Raw genomic sequence first — 23362 nt, 5'->3', positions numbered from 1 at the left:
AGTTTAGAAACAAACTATAAGTTTGGGTATAAACAAATTGGGAGAGAGTCGGAATGAGCGGCACTGCACGCCGTGCCCCTGTGGAATTGGGCATTGATCCTTTTGCGGAAACCACGCTTCGCAACCCTGGGGCCTTCGATGACGCGGCGCTTGCCGCCGATTCGGTCCTCTATCTTCCGAAATATGATCTCTATGCCGTGGCGAGACATGAGCATGTGAAAGCGATTTTCACGGATTGGCGCCGCTATTCCTCTGCTGCGGGTACCGGACTTACCCATATCGGCAAATCGGGCAATTGGCGGCGGCCCAGTCTTATCCTTGAAAATGATCCTCCCGATCATGCGCGCTATCGCAAGATAATGGCGGCGATTCTGACAGGCGCGACACTCAGGGAAATCCGTGACCGCTTTTCCGAAACAGCCGACAGGATGGCCGCAGATCTGGTTTTGCGCGGCACATTCGATGGCGTGAAGGATTTGGCGGAGGCGTTTCCACTTCTGGTGGTTCCTACGATGCTCGGCCTGCCGCAAGAGGCACGGGATCTGATGCTGGTCTATTCCGAGCTGAACTTCAATTCCATGGGGCCGAAGAATGAGGTCTGGAAACGCTCCAAGGAGAGGGCTGACCCAATCGTCGCGCAGGTCATGGAATTATGCCAGCGCAAACATCTTGCGGATGATGGGCTGGGAGCGCGTATCTACGAGAAATGTGCGGACGCCGGAATGCCGGAAGAGGATGCGGCGACGCTGGTGCGGACATTCTTTTCCGCCAGTATGGATACCACGATGAATGGTGTGGGGTTTGCGCTCCAGGCGCTGGCCCAGCAGCCCGCGCAATGGGCGACTTTGAGAGAGAATCCCGATCTCGCCACCGCAGCCTTCGAGGAAAGTCTGCGCTATCGTTCTCCCAGTCCCTATATCGGTCGTACGACTGTCTGTGAGGTCGAGGTAGACGGCGTTATCATCCCCGCCGACAGCAAGGTTCTGCTGCTGGTGGCTGCGGCCAATCGTGACCCAGCCAAATTCGATCGACCGGGCGAATTTGATCTGACCCGGAACCCCGCCGGGCATGTTGCCTTCGGTGTCGGGATTCACGCTTGTATCGGACAGATGGTGGCGCGGCTTGAAGCGGAGCTCGCGCTTGGTGCGCTTGCACGCCACGCCAAATCGATCGAGCTTGACGGTACGCCAACCTATCAGATCAACAACTGGCTGAGAGGATTATCCGCCTTGCCGCTGCGGGCAGAACCGGCATGAGCGGGGTATCACCTGCAATCGGAGAGGACGCCCGATCCGGCTGGAAATATGGCGCCGCTCGTTCCTGGTTCGTCGTCATTCTCCTGCTGCTGGCCTATACGATTTCGCTGATTGATCGCCAGGTCCTAAGCCTGCTTGTGGTTCCCATTGAGCAGAGTCTCAATATCAGCGATACGCAGATCAGCCTGCTGCATGGTCTGGCCTTCGCTATCTTCTACACTTTGTTCGGAATTGCGATCGGGCGGGCTGTCGACCGCTATAATCGCCGCAACATCATTATATGCGGTATGGTTCTCTGGTGCCTGGCAACCATGGCCTGTGGTCTCGCAAGCAGCTTTGCTGGCCTGTTCGTCGCCCGCATGTTCGTCGGGGTTGGTGAAGCGACGCTTTCACCAGCCGCATTTTCGATGATCGCCGATTACTTCCCGCCGGAGAAGCGAGGGCGTGCGATCAGCGTCTTTTCAATGGGGGTCTTCGCCGGTTCGGGTCTGGCGCTGATCGCCGGGGGGATGGCGATCGATGCCATGGACCAATGGGCGGGAGCGCCACTGCCTGTTCTGGGCAAAATGGAGAGTTGGCAACTGGCGTTCTTCGCGGTTGGCGCCCCCGGTCTCCTGGTCGCGGCACTGATCATGACGATCCGCGAGCCGAAACGCCGCGAAATGAGCGATGACGGGTTGGGATTCTCCGAAACGCTGGCCTTCTTCCGCCGGAAGGCGCCCGCCTTGCTCACGATGATCCTCGCATTCGGGGCCAACGGCCTGATCAACTTTGCTCTCGCCGGTTGGGCGCCGACTTTCTTTATCCGGGTCTTCGGCTGGAGTGCAGGTGAAATAGGCGCGGTTTACGGCACGTTGCTCATGGTCTGCGGCTCTGCCGGTATCTGGGTCGGCGGCGCATTGTCGGACTGGCTGGTGAAGCGGGTCGGCAAAGGCGGTGTCCTGATGGTCATGCGCGGCTCCGCGCTGTTGATGATCCCTTCGCTTGCCGCGTTCGGCTTCGCGTCCGATTCCACCTATGCGCTCATTGCTTTGGGCTGGTCGTGCTTCGTGCTGGGTCTGCCCACCGGCCTGGCGCCGGTCGCGCTCTATGCCATTACGCCCAATCAGTTCCGCGGACAGGTGACGGCTTGCTATCTCTTCTCCGTCACGCTGATCGGGATGATGCTCGGCTCCACTCTGATTGCGCTCGGCACCGATTACCTGTTCCAGGATGTCAATGCGGTGGGCAAATCGCTCGCGCTGGTCGCAAGCTGCGCGGCGCTCTTCAGCTTTGTCTCTCTGTCGTTCTCGCAGAGGATTCAGAAGCGGGACAATTACGCATGAAAAAACTCATCAATAAACCCGATGCCGTCGTATCCGATATGCTTCGGGGTATGGTCAGTGCGGATGACGGCCTTTGCCTGATGCCAGCGCATAATGTGGTCCTGCGGGCCGATTATCAAAGGCTGAAGGACAGCGTGCAGGTCGCGCTGATCTCGGGCGGCGGTGCGGGGCATGAGCCAGCGCATGCGGGTTATGTCGGCCCAGGCATGCTGACTGCCGCCGTCGCCGGGCCGATATTCACTTCACCCAGCGTAGATGCGGTTCTGGCGGCCATCAGGCTGACGACGGGGCCCGCCGGCTGCCTGTTGATCGTAAAGAACTATACCGGCGACCGACTTAATTTCGGACTGGCGGCAGCGATCGCCCGGAGCGAAGGGCTGGCGGTCGAAATGGTGCTTGTCGATGACGATGTCGCGCTCGATACGGGGGCCAGCAGGGCGGGGGCACGCGGTATTGCCGGAACGGTTCTGGTGCACAAAGTGGCCGGTGCGGCGGCAGCCGACGGCATGGAGCTAACCGAACTCGTCACTCTGCTGGAAGGCTTCATCCAGAATGTCGGTTCGATGGGGGTTGCCCTGTCCCCCTGCATCAATCCCTCGGCCGGCGAAGCGAGCTTTGCGCTTGGCGAAAGCGAGATCGAATATGGTCTCGGCATCCATGGCGAGCAAGGCGTTTCCCGCGAGGAAATCGCTGCAGCACAAACTATCGCCGAGCGGCTGGTCGAGCGGATCGTTCGCGAGAAAGGCCTGAAGAACGGCGACCGCGTGGTGCTGCTTGCCAATGGTCTCGGTGGTACGCCGCCACTGGAAATCGCGATCATGCTTGGCAGCGCGATCACGGCGGCACGGGCGCATGGGCTGCGGGTGGAAAGAGCTCTTAGCGGTACGCTGCTGACGGCGCTCGAAATGGCCGGCATATCCCTATCACTCGCTCGTATCGACGATCGTCTGATCGCGATGTTGGACAGGCAAACCCGGGTATCGGCCTGGCCGGATGTCACCCATCCCGGAGCTGAGCCTCTTCTGGTGAAAGAGCCTCAGGCACATGACGAGGATGTTGCCGCATCCTTGTCACCGCTTTCCTCAGCACAGCAGGAGCTGCTGCTGCAGACCGTCAGAGCCACTGCCAGTGCCTTGATCGACGCTGAAGAACATCTCACGACGCTGGATCGCGAGGTTGGCGACGGTGATCTCGGTATCAGCCTCGCGAGAGGCGCCAGGGCCGTGCTCACGGATATTCAGAAACTCAATGTACGGCATCCGAGTGCCACGATGAAAGAGATTTCGCGCATCTTGCGGCGAAGCCTCGGCGGTACTTCCGGTCCGCTTTACGCTGCCTTTACACTCGCGATTTCGACCCGGCTGGGCGAAACCGGAGATGTTCCGGACTTCGGCGAGTGGGCTGCTGCAATGGAAGCGGGATGCGAAGCGATTTCGCAACTTGGCGGGGCACAGCTGGGCGACAGCACGATGCTCGATGCGTTGATACCGGCGGCGAAGTCGCTGACCGCATCTGCCCAAAGTGGGAGTGGCGAAGCGCAGGCTCTCGCCGACGCGCTGGCTGCAGCGGAGCAGGGAACCCGCTCCACGGCTGAACTCAAGCCGCGTGTCGGGCGCGCAAGTTATGTCGGAGAGCGTGCCGCCGGCCATGTCGATCCGGGAGCCCAAGCGGTCACCATCTGGCTTCGGGCGATCGGCCAGCACTTTCAATAACAATTATAAAACATGGGAGAGAGAAGTGAAAAACATGACGATTAAACACAGCTGCCTGATCGGTTCGGCACTGGCGCTGACCTCGCTTTCGGCGAACCCGGCCTATGCGCAGGATGCTGCCGCTGAGACAGGCGCTGCGAACGAAAACGGAATTACTGAAATTGTCGTCACGGCGCAGTTCCGGGCGCAGAATCTACAGGATACGCCGCTAGCGATCACCGCGGTCAACGGCGAAATGCTGGAAGCGAAGGGTGCATCGACCGTGCTCGACGTGGCTTCCTCGGCCCCAAATGTGACAATGCGTGAGGCGGGCGGCGCCAATAGTGGTGCTGCTCAGATTTTTGTTCGTGGTGTCGGCCAGTCCGACGCTTCCTTCGCATTCGAGCCTGGCGTCGGCATGTATATTGATGACGTTTATTATGGCACGGTGTTCGGTTCGATCTTCGACCTGCTCGATCTTGACCGCGTGGAAGTCCTGCGGGGGCCACAGGGGACACTAGCCGGAAAGAACTCGATCGGCGGCGCGGTCAAACTCTTCTCGACCAAACCGAAAAATGAAACCAGCGGCTATGTCGAGGCGGCCTATGGACGCTTCGACCGGCTTGAGCTGAAAGGCGCGGCCAATTTCGTTCTGGTTCCCGACAAGGTGATGGCCCGTATTTCCGGCGTGTCCAAACAGGTGGACGGATATCTGCAGCGTTATGATTATGGCTGCCTCAATCCCGATAGCGGTGTGCCTTCTTTTACGCCCGACGGTGATTGCAAGAACGGTACTGAAGGTGGCCGCGATTTCCAGGCGGGCCGGCTCGCCCTTCGTGTGTTGCCGAGCGACAATCTGGAAATCAATCTCATCGGGATGGTGAGCAGCGAGAATTCGGAAGTTACGGCGCAGAAGCTCCTCGATATCACCCAGACTGCCAATATTCCTGAAGGGATTGATCCGACAATTTTCATAACCGGTCCGAAGAGCCGGACAAACTATGCCACCTATATGAGCACGGCTTTTAGCGATCCCGCGAAATATGATGGGATAGCGGGCGCGGGCGAACATCCGGCTGTGGCGATGGAGCCTGAATTCCGGTTGCGGACACAGAGTGTTTCGGGATCGATAGACTGGGAGCTGTCGGATAACGTCCAGCTGACATCGATCACTGCCTATCAGCATTATACCGGTTCTAATGCCACCGATCTCGATTTGACGCCTTTCGCTCTAAACACTGTGGCCCAGCGTTACGAGTACGAGCAATTCACCCAGGAAGTACGAGTGGGCGGCTCGATAATGGACGATCTGATCGACTATGCGATTGGGGCCTTTTACTTCAAATCGACTGCGGAATTCACCGGAAGCAATCTGTTGCTTCCGGGAACGGCACGTGAAAATCTCTATGCTCAACGTGATCGCATTCCCTCTGAGAGCAAATCGGTCTTCGCCCACCTGACGGCAAACCTGACCGATAAACTGTCTGTCATTGGAGGCATCCGTTATACGCACGATAAGAAGGAATATTTCTTCCGGCGGCTCAATCCCTTCGACCCCAGCATGCCAGCTTATACCGCTGCCGGTGCGATTGACGGTGTGTCGGGCGAATATAAGGGTGATAATGTCGATTATCGGGCGAATGTGCAATATCGCTGGTCGCCAGATTTCATGACCTATCTGCAATTTTCCACGGGCTATCGTGGTGGCGGCGTCAATCCGCGGCCCTATGTGCTTGAGCAGGTGGTTTCATTCGAGCCGGAAAAGCTCAAAGCTTATGAGGCAGGCTTTAAGGCGGATCTTCTTGGGCGTGCGGCGCGCATCAACGGCTCTGTGTTCCTGAACAAATATACGGATATTCTGTTTAACAACCAGACGCCGACTCCCAACAGCGTTCTCAATGCGACGCCGATCAATGCCGGCGATGCGAAGTTCTGGGGCGCTGAACTGGAAGTAAATTTGCGTCCAATGCAGGGACTGTCGATCGATGCATCGGGCAGCTATCTCGGCTTTGAATTTGAAAGCATCGGTGCGGCCGGGGCGACGATCAGAGGGATCACTTTGGATAATCGCGCGCCTTTTGCGCCCAAGTGGAAGGCCAATCTGGGGATTCAGTATAAGATTGAGACCCAGAATATTGGCTATTTTACACCGCGCTTGGATGTCAGCTACCAGTCGTCATTCTTTCCGCAGGTGGACAATGATCCGCGAGCGGAGATCGACGGTTATACGCTCGCAAATGGACGTGTTACTTGGGAGAATTTCGACGAAGATCTGCAGATATCCCTCAATGTCACGAACATCTTCAACAAATATTACTATCTGAGCGCGTTGAAGTATCCACTGGGAATCGTTTCTGCCACGCCAGCGCGTCCGCGGGAATGGAAAGTCAGTGTCCGCAAGAGCTTTTAACGATAATAATGCCGGGAGTTCGCGCTCCCGGCACGATAATGATGGAGGTTGTCGTGAAGGGTAAGAAACTTCAGAAATATGTCGGGATTCCGATGGCGGCCGTGTCCGCTGTGCTGGCGGGGGGATTGCTGCCGGGGCCTGCCCTTGGTCAGGAACAAGCTCCCGCTTTTCCTTCACGCCCGAAACCCCCTGCCGATGCGCCCAATATTCTTGTCGTCATGACCGATGATGTCGGATTCGCCGCTGATAGTTCGTTTGGCGGGCCTATCCCCACACCCAATCTTGATGCACTGGCCGCCAACGGACTGCGCTATAACAATTACAACAACACCGCGATGTGCTCTCCGACGCGGGCTGCGCTGCTGACCGGGCGCAATTCGCATTCGGTTGGCTTCGGTGTCATCAGTGAAGAAGCTTCGCCAAAACCAGGCTATAATTCTGTTATTCCGGATTCTGGGGCTACTTTCGCGCAGGTCCTGTCCATGAATGGCTATGATACGGCGATGCTGGGCAAGCATCACAACACGCCACTATGGGAAATCACGTCGGTTGGTCCATTCGATCACTGGCCCAACGGTCTGGGCTTTGGCTATTTTTACGGTTTTATCGGGGGTGCGACCAACCAATTCGCTCCCGCGCTCTACGAAAATCGCAATGAGCGAGAAGTGCCGCAGGACGACCCCGGCTACATTCTCGACACGGATCTAGCGGACCATGCGATCGACTGGATCAATATGCAGCATGGGGTTCGCGGCGATACGCCGTTTCTGATGTATTACGCCCCGGGGTCTGCCCATTCGCCTCATCAGGCGCCGCCTGAATGGATTGCCAAGTTCAAGGGGCAGTTTGATCAGGGCTGGGACAAGATGCGCGAAGAAAGCTTTGCACGTCAGAAAAAGCTTGGGGTTATCCCAGAAAATGCTGTGCTGACACCGCGGCCTGATGCAATCCCAGCGTGGACATCGCTGAGCGCAGATCAGAAAAAAGTCTATGCGCGAATGATGGAAATCTATGCTGCGCAGCTTTCCTACTTTGACGAACAGTTTGGCCGGATCGTTGATCAGCTGAAGGCGAACGGTCAATTCGATAACACGCTTATCCTGTTCATTCAGGGCGACAATGGCGGCAGCCTTGAAGGCTCGCCCCAAGGCACCGTCGATGAAATCGCTCGAGGCAAGAACCACATGCCTGACGATCTGCAGGATCAGTTGGCGCATCTTGATGATTTCGGCACCCGAAATTCATGGAACAATTACCCGGCGGGCTGGGCCTGGTCGATGAATACGCCTTTCCAGTGGGGTAAGGCGATCGCTTCCCACCTAGGGGGAGTGCGCAATGGCTTGGTGGTTTCCTGGCCCGGCCACCTCGCCGGCGAAGGTCAGGTGCGATCGCAATTTACACATGTGACCGATATTGCGCCCACGATTTATGAAGCAGTCGGTATCGAAATGCCGGAAGAAGTGGATGGCGTAAAACAGCTGCCGCTGGCCGGCACCAGCTTCGCCTATAGTTTCACGCAGCCGGAGGCACCTAGCAGGCACAGCCAACAATATTTCGAGTTGCGCGATAATATCGCCTTTTATGATGAGGGCTGGCTGGCTTCGACAAAGCCGCGTGTCATGCCATGGGATAAGGAAGCGCCGCCTGCTGAGGGGACGCCGGTGGAATGGGAGCTTTATGATCTTTCGAAGGATTTCAGTCAGTCTAAAGATCTGGCCAGACGTTTCCCGGGAAAGCTAGAGGAACTAAAAGCTGAATACGCCGAAGTGGCAGATCAGTATGATATTGGCGTGTCTCGCGAAAAGAAACCCGTTCCGCGTCCTTTCATCAGCAATGACCAGAACCACTTCGTATTCCGCAACAGCTCGCATCGTTATTCGCGCTATGGCTTCCCCAGTATGATGAACCGTACTTGGACCATAAAGGCCGATATCATTGTGCCCGCCGACGGTTCGACTGACGGTGCCATCATCGCGCAAGGTAGCCGGTTGTGTGGCTGGGGGCTGACAATCGAGAATGGGGTTCCGATCTTCCGCTACAATGCCTCGATTGAGGATCGCGATCGCACCACCATTGCCGCATCCGCCCCACTTTCTCCTGGCAGCCATGAACTTACTATCGTTTTCGATTATGATGGCGGCGGGAAAGGCAAAGGCGCTGACGTGGAGATGCGCGTGGATGGACAGAACGTCGCGCAAGGAAGAGTGCCGCGCACGCCGGGCTTCCTTTTCGTGAGCGAAGGGGGAGCTTCGATCGGGCGCGATTACGGGACCACGCTGAGCGCTTCCTACGAAGCGCCCTTCATCTATCCCGGTGCGATCAATCAGGTGACGATCGATTTCCCGGAATAGGACAGGCGGCGCACGATAGGCGCTTTGCAATCTCATCAATCAGTACAGGAAGATAGTCGTAAGATGGCTGAAATTCATGTCGTCACCCGCGAGGGCGAACGAAAGACCGTGCCTCTTGAACCGGGCAAAAGCGTGATGGAAACGATCAGGGATGCGGGCATCGATGAGATGCTCGCCCTCTGTGGCGGGTGTTGTTCCTGCGCCACCTGCCATGTGCATGTTGATCCGGCTTTTGCCCCGATGCTCTCCGCCATGAGCGAGGACGAGGATGATCTGCTGGACAGTTCGGAAAGCCGGAGCGAATTTTCTCGGCTCGGATGCCAAGTCGAAGTGCGTCCTGAGTTGAACGGGATGACCGTCTGGATAGCGGAAGAGGATTAAGGTTCGCCTATTGGCATATTTGCCTTCCAGCTGTTCCCTGCCTTCACGTGTAGCCACAGCTCGCTTTCAGAAATCACCCCATCCCATTGGTACATTTTTTAAAGCATAAATGCGCCCCACAAATCCCCAGGGATCCGCAGGGCGCTACACCACCTATTTCTGCAACTTGCTCAAACGCAGACAATATAAGCGAAGGGGCTCGAGCTCAGAGCTGACTTGGCGCTTGGTCGTTCTGTGATCCTTATCTCGGACTATTGCCCGTTCCAGCTCTTCAATCTCGCAGATGGACGAAGCCGGTGGGAGCAGCTTTTCCGCTTGAAACTCGGTCAGCAGCAATTCTCGGTCCTTTCGTCCATGATAGACGATCCCGGCACAGGCCTCGATCTCGTCTCGCGAGAGGGCTGGCAGCTTGCCTGCCTTGACCTTGAGAACATTGGGGGAGCCCACCAGATCCAGCACCGTCTGAACGGGGCTGCGCTCATCCCTTGATCCAAGATGGCGACGATACATCTCCAGTGTGATTGCAGCCGGCATATAGCTGAGCGGCAGAACCTTGTATCTGCGGGCCAGCCGACCGGCTGCATAGACCAGACCAAAGGCGTCACAGACGCGCACCGCAGACCCGTTGTTTAGGTCCACCTCGGCCTTTGCCCGGAACTTTTCGAGGCTCTCCGCAATATCTTCGCGCAGCTTTTTCTCATCCTCGGCTCGCCGTTTTACCAGTATCCGGATGAACCTGCGCAGGGCCGTGCCATAATAACGGGTCATGGCGGCTTCCAGGGATTGGGAGAATTCCGAGCCGCTGCTGAAGCGCTCTGGCAGACTATCAAATATCCCATAGCCATTGTCCGGTACGGGCAATGTCAGCAGGCGATCCATGGCGGCGGCCTCACGATCGGCGCTGCCTCCCCGCATGGTCTGAGCGGCAGGCTCGTTGGAAGACAGAACAAAGATAAATCTATATTGGCGGGAAGAGAGCTGTTCGAAGCGTGTTCTTATACGGCCCTCTCCCAGCTGGATTGCGAGCTGAACCATGGAGCGCGCTCGGTTTGACAGGCTTTGGTCAGGCATGAACAGACCCGCTTCATCCAGCAGCATGGGCATGTCCTGATGGCGCTGCATCTGCGTTTCTAGGCCCGCATGAGTGGAGTTGAGGCTCTGCCAATATGCGCCCTGTCCATTATCGATCCCAGCGCCGGCTGTGGTGGCCATCAATTTAAGGACCGTCGTTTTCCCGGTTCCCTTTGCGCCCACTATCTCGAAGCCGAAATTGTCTGTCCTGGTCGTCAGCTTTAACAAGGGCGCGGCAAAAGCGGCCATAAGCAGGAAAGCCGGTAGCATCTGACCCGCCAGCGGCTCCGCGATGCTATCACGCCATTCCTCAACGGTCCCCAAACTTGCGCGTCGGATCATTGGTCGGAAGAGGGCGCGGGCCTTCGGCTTCGTGCTGCTGATGACCGTGCCGCAAGGGAAGGCGAAACAATTGCCTGCCCAGCCGGGCTCCTCGAGCAAGGGTGCCGGCTTGAACTCGGTCAAACCCTGTACTTCTGCACGGAACTTATGAAGGGTGGGAGGCAGAAGAACCATCGACTGCTCCTTCAGACATTTGGTAAGCTCCCCTCCGGGCATGAACTCAGCATAGGGTATATAAGCGGTCTTTCCCTTGTATCTTACCCTCACATATTTTCGGCCTGACATTGATTTGACGCCGCGGACCTTAATCTCTGCCCCGTTGCCGGTCTGGTTGTTCTTGCTCTTTGTCATTGGCTTATCTTTCATGGATTTTGGACGAGCGGGCTCACCCTCCGGATCGCGGAAGTTTGAAACTCTCTGAATTTTGGTGGGTGGGAGCCCGCTCTCAGGGTGTTAAAACGCCCACTATAGGAACGGTTGGAGCGGTGCGTCTATTTTGGTTTTGTACGGCGGAATCCGAAGGAGCCGGCTCCCATGCCCACCATCAATGTTATGTCATTGAGGTTGAACTGATCGAACCAGAGCAGCAGCAGGCTGTGATATGGTTCGGGCAGGCGATGTTTGCGTTCCGCTGTCTTAAAAGTGCCGTCAGCGCCCACCGGCTTGCGCCAGACGCTGTTCCAGCAGGATTTGAGCACATAGGTGCAGGCTCTGGCCCAGTCACCGGTGGAGCGCCTGATCTCAATCGGCCGATAAATCGGAACGCAGCCAGGTGTTTCCTTGCGTATTGGGCGGTACTTGCTCCGTTTCCTGAGGTTATCGATCACGCCCTGCATCTTGGCACTTGCGAAACCGTGGAGATGCACGGCAAAGAGCTTCCGCTCCGGTTCAAACGCAACATCGATGCCGACGATTAACCAGCCACCGGACGCCCGGGCGCCCGATCTATCCAGATCCCCGCGGAAAGCACGCAGCAATTTGCGTGGGCACAGGTTCATGAGCTGCTCGGGTGCAACCGCCCATTTGTGAGAGATGACGGTCAGAAAGCCCGAGTGCTTTTCTCCTTGGAGAAAGCGGAGCAGAGCCCCGGCAAATCTGAGTCGGTAGCGCCACATATAGCGCCGGGATGCAAGCGTTCTGGCGGGTTTTCCGCTTTCCGCCCCTCGGCTAAGACGATGGGCCAGATCCTCGGCATTGGCAGGGCAAATCAGCGCACTGCCCAGCGCTTTGGAAGAGCGCAGTTTTTGGGCGCGAATAGCATCTTCGGCGGCAGCCTGCTTGACCGTCTCGAAGCCGGTGGCTTTGATTGCCTTTCGCTCCTTCGGACTCACTGGCGGGATACGATGAATAGAGGGTCGAGCCATTATTCTGGCTCCACCTTGGATTGAGCTATAAAAGCCTCGACACTCTCCATAGTAATAAGAGTGCGGCGTCCGACCTTAATAGTGTCGATGCGCTGCTCAGAGATGAGTTCGTACGTTTTTGTTTTTCCTAAACCTAAAAGTCGGCAGAACTCGGATACATTAATCAATAGTGGTTTCATTTCTTTCTCCTTTCCGGCCGATTTTCACTCGGCGGGGAGGAGATTTCTGAATGGATCTGTCGCTAATGTAATCGGTCCAATTCGAAGTTACCAAAAGCGTGATTTTTTCGGTTTTGAAACCGACATTAGGGCAACTGGTAGAATTTCATTCCTACCAGTTGCCATCCTTCCTGTCAGTTGGATGCTATCACGCGGCCCCACGCCTCGTGAGCGAACCGCCTGATCGTTTCATCGTCCAAGCTGTTCAACTCGCCCGCAGCCGCAGTGCAATCGGTAAGGTATTTTTCAAGCGAAGCTTTGTTTGGAAACTTCTCTTCGTTCAATAAGGCGTTTCGTTCGAGCTTTAACATGTCTTCGAACAAAATGGCCCATCCGGCATACTTAGGTTTTCTGCCTCGCTTGGATGGGGGTTTGGAGAGGTTTAGGATGTCCTTCTTCTTGAACTTCACACCTTCGACGATTGTGCGCGATGCAGGTTTCTTTGACTGTGTGGCAACGAAGCGCCCTTCCGGCCAGCGCCAGTAGTCGAGATCCCATGACCAATGTCTGCTTGAGCGCCACACGGCACTGTCGAGTTCAATATTCCGCTCGACCTCAGCTTCCTCTTCGTCCTTGAGAGTCTCCTCTCGATTCTTCCAAGCTGCGTCGAGAGACTTATCGGAGGATTCCCAGGCTAGATCAGCGTGGCAATCGATCAGCCCATCCTTCAATTTGTCAGCGATGAACTCTTTTGTATTGGCGCCATATCGGGGTTCCAGTACCTCAACCGCTTCATTCGGTGAAATCCAATCCGATGCGACAAATTCATCCTGCATTCGTAGCGTGCTCCATTCTTATAGTTAACAGGGGCCGATGCTTTTGAGGAGTTACTGACTGAGCGCAAATGTGTCAGCTGAAATCACGACAGTTGTCTGCGAGCCGAGTTTACCCATGGATGACGTCGAGCCACCTGTCCTCGGTGCGAAAAATCGGACCAAGGCAGCTTCTCGAATCAAATCAGATCAAGAAGCGAGCTTTACGCCTACAGCCGTGAAAGCTCGCTGGATGCCGATCCAGAAGTGGGCATGAAAGTGGGTGTGGGGCTAAAATCTCACCGAAAATTCAAAGAAGTCATAGATTTATGGCGGAGCGGGTGGGATTCGAACCCACGATACGGGGTTACCGTATACACACTTTCCAGGCGTGCGCCTTCGACCACTCGGCCACCGCTCCGCATGCCCTGGGGGCGAGCCGAGGCCACTAGCGGGACATTGGGGGGAGCGCAAGCGGTTCACTGCAAAAACCTTTGCCGACGGGTAATATAAGGGCTTGTCTATCCCCTAGCGCCTGCCATTGTCGGGCGATGTCGATATCCCCACGCGCCGCGCTCGCCCGTTTTGCCTTTTCCTGTGCTCTGACCCTGAGCATGACGGTCCCGGTCCTGGCTGAGGAGCCGGGCCTTCCCACCACGCCAGAGGCTGTCCGCGATGCGGCACCGGAGGCGGATTGGGCGCCCATTGCGGCGGAGGATCTGCTGGTTATGACCCTGGCGCCCGCCGATGACGGTGCGCAGCGGCGGGTTATCATTCAATTGCTTCCAGATCCGGTTTCCGCCGGATGGGTCAGCAATATCCGCCTGCTCGCCAATGCGCAGTGGTGGGACGGGACCAGCGTTTACCGCGTGGTGGATAATTGGGTCGCGCAATGGGGCGATGGGGATGAAACCAAACCTTTGCCGGGTGGGATCAAGACCATTCCTGAAAGTGCCTATACAGTGCCGCAGGCGGATCAGGCCATGCCAGAACCATGCTCTGCCGATGGCAGCGATGCGAACAATCTGTGCGACACCTATGCGCCCCGCGGATTCTTCCGGCAGGGCTGGCCCATGGCGTCGGACGGGGAAAGGGAATGGCCAGTCCATTGTTATGCCAGTGTCGGCGTTGCGCGCGACCTGTCGCCCAATACGGGCAGCGGGTCGGAGCTATATGCCGTGATCGGGCAGGCCCCGCGCCAGCTCGACCGCAATATCGCCGTCGTGGGCCGGGTCATTGACGGGATTGAGCATCTTACCACATTGCCGCGCGGTGAGGGGCCTGCCGGCGTCTATGCCGATACCAATCGGCGCACGCCTATTCAGAGTGTCCGGCTGGCTTCTTCGCTACCGGCGGCTGAGCAGCCGCTATTTGAATATCTGCGCAGCGATAGCGACAGTTTTGCACGCTATCTGTACCTGCGGGCCAATCGGCAGGATAGTTTCTATCAGCAGCCGGCGGGCGGTGTCGATCTTTGCAATGTCGGCGTGCCGGTGCGTGAAGCAGGTTGAGCGGGAGCGCGGATGGGTGGGTTTTCTCTGCCGTAACCCCTGCCGTGCCTACATAAAAACACTCATTCTCAGTCGGGCCTCCACTTTGGGCTGGCTTTGTGAGACAAGTTAGGCGCGCATTCAGGTCACCTATTATGGGAGCACTCCATGGCCGGCCCAATCAGTCTTAAAGTTACGCGACGCGGTATTCTTGCCGGTGGCGCGATGTCCGCCGCCGTTTCACAGGTCGCTCTGGCCAAAGGGCAGGTGGAAACGCCGTCGGCCCCGCCGCCTGCACATCAGAAAGTGCGGCTGACGGTCAATGGCCGCGATCGCGAGCTGGATGTCGATACGCGGGTGACACTGCTCGACGCTCTGCGTGAACATATGAAGCTGACCGGCACCAAGAAGGGCTGTGACCACGGCCAGTGCGGGGCCTGCACGGTGATGGTGAATGGCGAAAGGATCAATTCCTGCCTCAGCCTGGCGGTGATGCATGATGGCGATGAAGTGACCACGATTGAAGGGCTGGGCACACCGGAAAACCTCCACCCGATGCAGGATGCCTTCATCGAATATGATGGCTATCAATGCGGTTATTGCACGCCTGGGCAAATCTGCTCCGCCGTGGCCGTGCTGGAGGAAATCAAGCAAGGCGTGCCGAGCCATGTGACGCAGGATTTATCGAGCAAGATGCAACCGACAAATCTTGAAATGCGCGAACGGATGAGCGGCAACATCTGCCGCTGCGGTGCCTATTCCAACATTGCCGAGGCGATGGCCAAGCTGGCGGTGGAGAGCTGATCCATGCGTAGTTTTACTTATGAGCGCGCGAAAACGCCGCAACAGGCCGCCGCCGCAGTGGCCGGCACACCGGGCGGGAAATTTATCGCCGGGGGCACCAATCTGCTCGATCTGATGAAGCTCGAAATCGAAACGCCGGTGCATCTGGTGGATGTACAGGATGTGGGCCTCGACCGGATTGAGCCGACCGAAGCGGGCGGTTTGCGCATCGGGGCGCTGGTTTCCAACACCGCCCTGTCGGCGGATGCGCGCGTGATGCGGGATTATGCGGTGCTGACCCGTGCCATTCAGGCGGGTGCCAGTGGGCAGCTGCGCAACAAGGCGACAACGGGCGGCAATCTGCTGCAGCGGACACGGTGCCCCTATTTTTACGATACCAATATGCCCTGCAACAAGCGTGACCCGGGGGCAGGCTGCGCGGCAAAGGACGGCTATTCGCGCCAGCTCGGCGTGATCGGCATTTCTGAAAGCTGCATTGCCACCTATCCGGGCGATATGGCCGTGGCGCTGCGGGTGCTGGATGCGGTGGTGGAAACCATTGATGCCGATGGCGAAACACGCAGCATTCCGATCGCCGATTTCCACAGCCTGTGGGGCGATACGCCGCATATTGAAAATGTGCTGGCAGATGGTGAAATGATCACGGCGGTCACCTTGCCCCGTCCACTGGGCGGCAAGCATATCTATCACAAGGTTCGTGACCGGCGTTCTTATGCCTTTGCACTGGTTTCGGTCGCCGCGGTGATTCAGCCCGATGGAACCGGCCGGGTCGCCTTTGGCGGCATGGCACCGAAACCCTGGCGCGTAGCTGCGGCAGAGGCGGCTTTGCCGCAAGGGGCAGCGGCCGTTGCCGCGCGCGCTTTTGCCGATGCGCAGCCGACCGACCATAATCGTTACAAGATCTCGCTGGCAGAGCGTACGCTTGCCGGTGTGCTTGCTGAAGCGAGGAGCTGAGCGCCATGGAATACAACGCACCAGCCGGAAAAAACCTGTTCGATAATGCCAAGGTGGTCGGAAAGCCGACACGGCGGATCGACGGTCCGCTCAAGACCACGGGCACGGCGCCCTATGCCTATGAACGGCATGATGTCGTGCCGGGACAAGTCTATGGCTATGTTCTCGGCGCAGGGATTGCCAAGGGGCGGATCGCTGCGATGGATGTCTCGGCCGCGCGGGCCATGCCCGGCGTGCTGGCAATCGTGACGGCGCCCGATACCAAGCCGGTGGGCAAGGGTATGGGCAATACCGCACCGCTGTTTGGTGGCCGCGATATTGCGCATTATCATCAGGCGATTGCGCTGGTGGTGGCCGAAACATTCGAGCAGGCGCGGGCTGCGTCCAGCGTGATCCGGGTGGAGTATGAACGGCAAAAGGGGGCATTCGATCTCGCCTCTGCCGCGCCGGGTGCGCCGCTGGATACCACGCGCGGCGGTGAACCGGATCAAGTACGCACAGGTGATTTTGAAGCTGCCTATCATGCCGCTTATGTGCAGCTGGATGAGCGTTACACCACGCCTGATGAAAGCCATGCGATGATGGAACCCCATGCCAGCATTGCGGCTTGGGAAGGGGAAAAGCTGACCCTGTGGACATCGAACCAGATGATCGCCTGGAACAAGGGCAGTGTGGGCGATATTCTGGATATGGAGCCAGATAATGTCCGGCTGGATTCCCCCTATCTGGGCGGCGGATTTGGCGGCAAGCTGTTCGTTCGCGCGGATGCCGTTCTGGCTGCGCTGGGCGCAAAGGCCGCTGGCCGACCCGTGAAGGTGATGCTTCAGCGTCCGCTGATTTACAACAACACCACACACCGCCCGGCAAGCATTCAGCGGCTGCGTATTGGGGCCGGGAAAGATGGACGCATCAGCGCGATTGCGCATGAAGGCTGGTCGGGCAATCTGCCTGGCGGCTCCGGCGAAAATACCGTGCAGCAGACGCGGCAGCTTTATGCCGGGGACCACCGGCTGACGGCGAATTACCTCGCCACGCTTGATTTGCCGGAAGGCAATGCCATGCGCGCGCCGGGGGAAGCTTCGGGGCATATGGCGCTCGAAGTGGCGATGGATGAACTGGCCGAGAAGCTGGATATGTGTCCGGTGGAATTGCGGATCGTCAATGATACGCAGACCGTGCCGGATGAACCGGAGATCAAATTTTCCGACCGCAATCTGGTGCGCTGTCTGCGCGAAGGGGCAGAGCGTTTCGGCTGGGCCAACCGCAACAAGACCCCCGGCGGCCTGCGCGATGGGCGCTGGCTGATCGGCATGGGGATGGCGGCTGGTTATCGTAATGGTCCGGTGGGGAAATCGGCGGCACGGGTGAAGCTCGATCGCCGTGGCCGCGTGACGGTGGAAACCGACATGACGGATATCGGCACGGGCAGCTACACCATCATCGCCCAGACCGCGGCCGAGGTGATGGGCGTCCCGCTCAAACAGGTTACCGTCCGGCTGGGCGATTCAGCCTATCCGGCATCTGCCGGATCCGGCGGGCAATGGGGCGCAGCCAGCAGCACCGCCGGTGTCTATGCCGCTTGCGTCAATCTGCGCCGCGCCATTGGTGAAAAACTGGGCTTTGATGGCGATGCCGCCACTTTCGATAATTCGCGGATCGCGGTTGACGGGGGCAGCTTTGCCCTGACCGATGCCGGGGCACTCTCCGCAACCGGTGAGATGACCTATGGCGATTTTCAGGATGATTACTCGGTTGGCACCTTCGCCAGCCATTTCTGCGAAATCGCCGTGGATGCCTATACCGGGGAAAGCTTCATCCGCCGAATGCTCTCCGTGTGCGATGCGGGGCGTATTCTGAACCCCGTTTCGGCGCGCAGTCAGGTGATCGGTGCCATGGCCATGTCGGTCGGGGCGACGCTGACCGAAGAGCTGGCGGTGGATAAGAGATTCGGCTTTTTCGTCAATCACGACATGGCCGGATATGAAGTGCCGGTCCATGCCGATATCCCGCATCAGGAGGTCGTCTTCCTCGACACGCTCGACCCGGTGATTTCACCGATGAAGGCAAAAGGGGTGGGTGAGCTTGGCATTTGCGGGCCGACTGCTGCCGTGGCCAATGCGCTTTACAATGCAACCGGCATCAGAGTGCGGGAATATCCGCTTACTCTGGACAAATATCTCGACCGTCTGCCTGCGGTCTGATTGTTTAGAACAATCTAATATAGAAGTATGAAACACCGCCCGGTTTCTAGCACGCCGGGCGGTAAACCGCGAGGCCGCCGAGCGAGGTTTCCTTGTAACTGTCCTTCATATCGGCGCCGGTGCGCCGCATCGTATCGATCACCTGATCCAGACTGACATGGTGAATCCCGTCACTCGCCAAAGCGAGCCGCGCGGCGTCAATCGCTTTCACTGCGCCCATGGCATTGCGTTCGATGCAGGGTATCTGCACCAGTCCGCCAATCGGGTCGCAGGTCAGGCCCAGATTGTGCTCCATCCCGATTTCGGCGGCATTTTCAATCTGTTCATTGGTGCCGCCCAGTACAGCGCAAAGCCCGGCCGCCGCCATCGAACAGGCCACGCCTACTTCACCCTGACAGCCGACTTCAGCCGCAGAAATGCTGGCATTGCTTTTATAAAGACCGCCAATGGCGGTGGCCGTCATCACAAAGGTCGCGCGCCCTTCTGCCGTCCCGGCGTGATACCGATCATAATAGCGCAGCACGGAAGGGATGATGCCAGCCGCGCCATTGGTAGGGGCAGTCACCACGCGTCCGCCGGCGGAATTCTCCTCATTCACGGCGATTGCCCAGAGGTTGATCCAATCCAGGGTCGATAGCGGATCGGCCAGAATACGTTCCAGACGATCAGCCAGGGACTGGCGCAATTTGGCGGCCCGGCGTGTAATATTCAGCCCTCCGGGGAGGGTGCCGCTCTGGTCCAGCCCGCGATCGATACAATCGCTCATCACACTGCAAATCTGCTCGATCCAAGCCAGCGTTTCTTCGCGCGGGCGCCGGGCATCTTCATTGGCCAGTGCAATATCGGCGATGGAAACACGCTGCTCCTTCGCAAAGTTCATCAATTCTGCGGCGGAGCGATAGGGATAGGGGGCGGGGTCTTCCAGCTTCTCGGAGCTGTTATCGCGCGTTTCGTCCTGATCCAGCACAAAGCCGCCGCCAACGGAGTAATAGGCACGTTCCTCCACCAGTTCCCCGGCATCGTCAAAGGCGCGAAACTGCATGCCATTGGGGTGGAAGGGCAGTTTTTCGCGCCCCCGCCAGAGAATGTCGCGTTTTTCTTCAAATGGGATCAGATGGGCGCCCCCCAGCGGAAGCTGATGCTTGTCGCGCAAATCGGCGATGACTTTCACTGCCTCGTCAGGATCAATCTGGTGCGGTTCAAGCCCGTGCAGCCCGATCATGATCGCCGTATCGGTGGCATGGCCAAGCCCGGTCAGCGCCAGCGATGCATATAGCGTGGTTTCAACGCGGGTGACCTTCGCGATATTACCACTTTCAGCTAAACGGCTGACAAAACGCTGGGCCGCACTCATCGGCCCCATCGTGTGCGAACTGGACGGGCCGACTCCGACCTTGAACAATTCAAATAGGCTAACGGGCATATAATGTCGTCCAACGGAAAGAAGAATAGCGAACCAGCTTAGCCTATTTCGGCGGACCTGTAATCCCTCCTCCCGTCAAGCGTGATGCAGGTGCTATTCGTCAGGCCGTAAACGCATAAACAGCACCATCGAGGTTTGAAGCGAAATGGCTCAGCGTCAGGAAAGAAGGCGTGGTAATATGTCGATATTTCAAGGCTTCTTGACGCAGCGATGGGCCATTTTGGCCAAATCGCTTTGCGACGCCCAAATGGCTTCCCTCTCGAACCAAATCGCCCTTGGAAAGGCAAACAGCCTTCCCGGCGGGCGCTTTGCCCCGATATGTTCGCCATTTGGGCGCCTCGACGGCGCTGTTTATGCGTTTACGGCCTAGTCTGATCCGGTGTCGTCCTTTGCCACGGACCCGGGGCATCTGCGCCCTTGGGGCGGGCGGGACCGATTTGGGCGAAATAATTGGTGACACCATCCGGGTCATTCAGCCAGACAAAGGTCAGGTCGAAATTGGGCAATTTGCCGAGCGGCGTTTCAACAGTGATCTTGCGCTGTTTGCCGAGGGCATCCACCGCAGCGGCATCCCTCACCACATATTGAATGCCGGCGCTGCCTGTATCTGCTGGCAGATCATGCCCGATCGAAAACAGCTCCAGCGTGGTCGCCCCATGGCGATAGGGGTAGATCATCGTTTCCAGGAGAGGAGACAATTCTGCGCTCTCTTGCTCCAGACCTACGAAATCGCGGTAAAAAGCCCGGCTTTCCGCCAGATGGGAAGCGTTGATGCCAATGCGGACCTTCCCATATTGCGCAGGGTCGGCATCGCTCCAGATCACGAGCTTCAGCATGAAGCCTGCCGGATCAGCGACGAAGGCTGCCTGTTTGCCACCTCCAATGGGGGTAAATTGCGGTGCGGCATAGCCCGCCTCTTCAAACCGCTGGGTCAGTGTTTCGGCATCGGGGAAGAACAAGGTGAAATACCGTATTCCCGTCGCCGCCCCCACGCCGCCAAGGTGGTATTTCCGTCCTTCCATATGGCCCGCTGCCAGCTTGATCTGACTATCACCGATACCGAGCAGAATGATGGTCTGTTCTGCATTGAGCTGAATGGGCTGGAGCGGTTTCAGCCCCAGAACCTGCGTGTAGAAATTCACCATTTCCTGTGTCTTGTCCGGCAGAAACCGGCGAAACACATTCATGAAATCCTGCTCAAAATACGCTGCTGCGCTTTGATCGGATTCACTGCCAATTTCTGCTTCATCTGCGGCATGGGCGGCAGCGGCAGGCATAAGAGCGGCGCTCATCCAGGCACTCCACACTATAATCCGGCGAAGTCGAAGCATTGTTATTCTCCCCATATGCGCGCCCTTATTCGGGCAGAGCAAAGACCATCAGCGATTCATTGTTGAGCGGTTTGCCATCAGGTCCGCGCGGGCTGGCGCCGAAATTTGCCGCCACTACCGCCACATATTGCCGTCCATCTCGGCCTTCATAGGTGATCGGTACGGCTTGTGCGTTATATTCCAGTCTGGTGGACCAGAGCTCTTCCCCATTTTGAGAATCGAATGCGCGGAAACGTTGATCATCGGTGCCGCCAATGAAGACCAGGCCGCCCGCCGTGACGATCGGCCCGCCGAAGAAATTGGTGCGGCCGGTTTTCTGCTGCCCCTCTGGCAGGGCGTCGGTTGTTCCCAATACGGACTCCCAGGCGATTTCGCCCGTATTGGCATCGATGGCGAATAGCCGGCCCCATGGCTGCGGGGTGCAGGGCAATTCTATCGAGTTGCCATCGGCGTCGATATAATCGGCGGCGAAGTGAGAATAGGCACCGGGGCCGCTCAGGCTGGCGCGGTCATATTCCTGCGTTGAACCGCCTGCGCCGCGGCCATAATCGCCGCCTTCCTTGCGCTTTTCGACAAAGCCAATGGTGCCGCCTTCGCTCGAATTAACGAAGACATAGCCCGTATTCGGGTCTGCCGCGCTGCCGCCCCAATTGGAACCACCATTGATCGGCAGATCGATCGAGGCGAGCACGGGCCCGCCTTCTTCATGCAGCATGAAGGGCGTGAAGGGGCCGGTATTGTAAAATGTGCCGCCATATTCATCGAGCAAGGCGTGGCAGGCATCGACATGTTGCTGGCTGGTCTGTTGGGCGGTGACGATCTTGTCGGGCGACCAGTAGCTTTGCGAGAGCCGGGGCGGTTTGACCGGAATGGGCTGTGTGGGGGAGTAATATTCCCCCGGAACATTGCCGGCAGCGACCGGCACTTCATCCACGCCGAAAATCGGCTCCCCCGTCTCGCGATTAAGGATGTACATATAGGCCGTCTTGCCGGTTTCGGCGAGCGCGGGGATGATCTTGCCGTCCTTCTCTATATCGATCAGCACAGGCGGCGCGGGCAGGTCCTTGTCCCACAGATCGTGATGAATGGTCTGGAAATGCCACTTATATTCGCCGGATTCGGCATCCACCGCGACCAGTGAATTGCCGTAAAGATTGTCGCCCGGACGATCACCGCCATAATAATTGGGCGAAGGGCTGCCGACGGGCATGTAAATCATCCCGGTTTCCTCATCCACGGTCATGTACCAGATCCAGACATTGGTACCTGACCGGCCCTTCCAGCCATCACCCCCCCATGTCTCATGACCCGGCTCTCCGGGCTGCGGAACGGTGTTGAATTCCCAGATCTTTGCACCCGTGCGGGCATCAAAGGCGCGGCTGTTGCCCGATGGGCCAACCGGCATTTCATTCACATTGGCCCCGATGATCAGGACATTGCGAAACACAGTGGGCGGCCCGCGATAGGGAATGTCGAGTTTGAGCACGCCCTGATCGGCAAAGTCCGTGGCCAGCTTTCCGCTTGCCGCGTCCAATGCGACGATCTCATCCCCAGTGGAATAATATATGCGCGCTGCCAGTTCGTCGTCGCCCGGCCAATAAGACACCGTCCGCCGGGCCAGACCGCCCCCCGTGTCATGCCGCCACAGCTCCTTCCCGCTGTCGCCATCGAGTGCGACCACGGCATTGCCGATTGGCAGGAAGAGCACATCATCAATCACGATCGGCGTGGCGGAGGTGACGATACTGCCGCCGCCTTCAGGGCGCACCTGGAAGCGCCACGCCACCTCCAGCTGATCCACATTATCGCGGTTGATCTGGGTCAGCGGCGAAAAGCGGGTTCCGCCCAGATCGCGCGTATAGCGGGGCCAGTCGCCGGGGGCGGGATCTTCAGCCAGCAGCTGCGTTGCAGGGGCAAGGGCCATAGTGGCCAGAGCACTCGCGAGGATTGCGGAGCGGAAACGCATTAGTCTTCTCCCATCTATAGGTGTTTGGTCCC

The 23362-nt window shown here is 57.9% G+C and carries 17 protein-coding genes and 1 tRNA gene; 10 read left to right on the top strand and 8 right to left on the bottom strand.

The genetic code is table 11. From position 1 onward, the window contains the following. Positions 1-53: 53 nt before the first annotated feature. The 6 genes from GRI91_RS12990 (at position 54) to GRI91_RS12965 (ending at position 9414) form a co-directional block, all read left to right on the top strand. A complete protein-coding gene (locus tag GRI91_RS12990) occupies positions 54-1256 on the top strand; it encodes a cytochrome P450 (protein WP_160737104.1) in 1203 nt (400 codons plus the stop codon). Further along, positions 1253-2581 carry a spinster family MFS transporter gene (locus GRI91_RS12985; protein WP_160737103.1) on the top strand — a complete coding sequence of 443 codons (1329 nt, stop codon included), beginning with the start codon at positions 1253-1255 and terminating at the stop codon, positions 2579-2581. Before GRI91_RS12990 ends, GRI91_RS12985 begins: the two co-directional genes overlap by 4 nt. Further along, positions 2578-4293, top strand: coding sequence for a dihydroxyacetone kinase subunit DhaL (gene dhaL, locus GRI91_RS12980; protein ID WP_160737102.1), 1716 nt, complete (start codon positions 2578-2580; stop codon positions 4291-4293). The genes GRI91_RS12985 and dhaL overlap by 4 nt, the downstream gene beginning before the upstream one ends. Positions 4294-4327: 34 nt before the next feature. Further along, on the top strand, positions 4328-6682 hold the full coding sequence (locus tag GRI91_RS12975; protein WP_160737101.1) for a TonB-dependent receptor: 2355 nt from the start codon (positions 4328-4330) through the stop codon (positions 6680-6682). Positions 6683-6735: 53 nt separating this feature from the next. Next, the gene (locus GRI91_RS12970; RefSeq protein WP_160737100.1) at positions 6736-9033 is read left to right on the top strand and encodes a sulfatase-like hydrolase/transferase; all 2298 of its coding nucleotides are present in this window, start codon (positions 6736-6738) and stop codon (positions 9031-9033) included. A gap of 63 nt (positions 9034-9096) precedes the next feature. Next, complete coding sequence (locus GRI91_RS12965) at positions 9097-9414, top strand: 2Fe-2S iron-sulfur cluster-binding protein (RefSeq protein ID WP_160737099.1); 318 nt, start codon at positions 9097-9099, stop codon at positions 9412-9414. 153 nt (positions 9415-9567) lie between these two features. Here GRI91_RS12965 and GRI91_RS12960 read toward each other — a convergent pair whose 3' ends face one another. The 5 genes from GRI91_RS12960 to GRI91_RS12940 form a co-directional block, all read right to left on the bottom strand. Beyond that, the gene (locus GRI91_RS12960) at positions 9568-11001 is read right to left on the bottom strand and encodes a DUF927 domain-containing protein (RefSeq protein WP_160737098.1); all 1434 of its coding nucleotides are present in this window, start codon (positions 10999-11001) and stop codon (positions 9568-9570) included. Positions 11002-11318: 317 nt separating this feature from the next. Then, positions 11319-12191 carry a hypothetical protein gene (locus tag GRI91_RS12955; RefSeq protein WP_160737097.1) on the bottom strand — a complete coding sequence of 291 codons (873 nt, stop codon included), beginning with the start codon at positions 12189-12191 and terminating at the stop codon, positions 11319-11321. Then, complete coding sequence (locus tag GRI91_RS12950) at positions 12191-12370, bottom strand: helix-turn-helix domain-containing protein (RefSeq protein WP_160737096.1); 180 nt, start codon at positions 12368-12370, stop codon at positions 12191-12193. Before GRI91_RS12950 ends, GRI91_RS12955 begins: the two co-directional genes overlap by 1 nt. 173 nt (positions 12371-12543) lie before the next feature. Beyond that, positions 12544-13185, bottom strand: coding sequence for a hypothetical protein (locus tag GRI91_RS12945; RefSeq protein ID WP_160737095.1), 642 nt, complete (start codon positions 13183-13185; stop codon positions 12544-12546). A 306-nt stretch (positions 13186-13491) separates the two neighbouring features. Then, positions 13492-13582 (bottom strand) — tRNA-Ser (locus tag GRI91_RS12940). Between the two features lie 130 nt (positions 13583-13712). Here GRI91_RS12940 and GRI91_RS12935 point away from each other — a divergent pair. From GRI91_RS12935 to paoC, 4 genes are all read left to right on the top strand, one after another. Beyond that, entirely contained in the window at positions 13713-14672 is a 960-nt protein-coding gene (locus GRI91_RS12935; protein WP_160737094.1) for a peptidylprolyl isomerase, read from the top strand. 147 nt (positions 14673-14819) lie between these two features. Further along, positions 14820-15455 carry an aldehyde dehydrogenase iron-sulfur subunit PaoA gene (gene paoA, locus GRI91_RS12930; protein WP_160737093.1) on the top strand — a complete coding sequence of 212 codons (636 nt, stop codon included), beginning with the start codon at positions 14820-14822 and terminating at the stop codon, positions 15453-15455. A 3-nt stretch (positions 15456-15458) separates the two neighbouring features. After that, positions 15459-16409, top strand: a complete 951-nt coding sequence (locus tag GRI91_RS12925; protein ID WP_160737092.1) for an FAD binding domain-containing protein — start codon at positions 15459-15461, stop codon at positions 16407-16409. A 5-nt stretch (positions 16410-16414) separates the two neighbouring features. Continuing rightward, positions 16415-18610, top strand: a complete 2196-nt coding sequence (gene paoC, locus GRI91_RS12920; protein ID WP_160737091.1) for an aldehyde oxidoreductase molybdenum-binding subunit PaoC — start codon at positions 16415-16417, stop codon at positions 18608-18610. Between the two features lie 46 nt (positions 18611-18656). Here the strand turns inward: paoC and GRI91_RS12915 are convergent, their stop codons facing one another. From GRI91_RS12915 to GRI91_RS12905, 3 genes are all read right to left on the bottom strand, one after another. After that, on the bottom strand, positions 18657-20033 hold the full coding sequence (locus GRI91_RS12915) for an L-serine ammonia-lyase (RefSeq protein ID WP_160737090.1): 1377 nt from the start codon (positions 20031-20033) through the stop codon (positions 18657-18659). A 359-nt stretch (positions 20034-20392) separates the two neighbouring features. Next, positions 20393-21325 (bottom strand): VOC family protein, encoded by a 933-nt coding sequence (locus tag GRI91_RS12910; protein ID WP_160737089.1) that lies wholly within the window; start codon positions 21323-21325, stop codon positions 20393-20395. Positions 21326-21389: 64 nt separating this feature from the next. Further along, a complete protein-coding gene (locus tag GRI91_RS12905) occupies positions 21390-23330 on the bottom strand; it encodes an outer membrane protein assembly factor BamB family protein (RefSeq protein ID WP_160737088.1) in 1941 nt (646 codons plus the stop codon). Between the last annotated feature and the right edge of the window lie 32 nt (positions 23331-23362).

It is taken from the genome of Altericroceibacterium endophyticum (assembly GCF_009827595.1).
Taxonomy (GTDB): domain Bacteria; phylum Pseudomonadota; class Alphaproteobacteria; order Sphingomonadales; family Sphingomonadaceae; genus Altericroceibacterium; species Altericroceibacterium endophyticum.
Note: the sequence above shows the minus strand (reverse complement) of the source record. Positions and strands in the feature narration are given on the sequence as shown.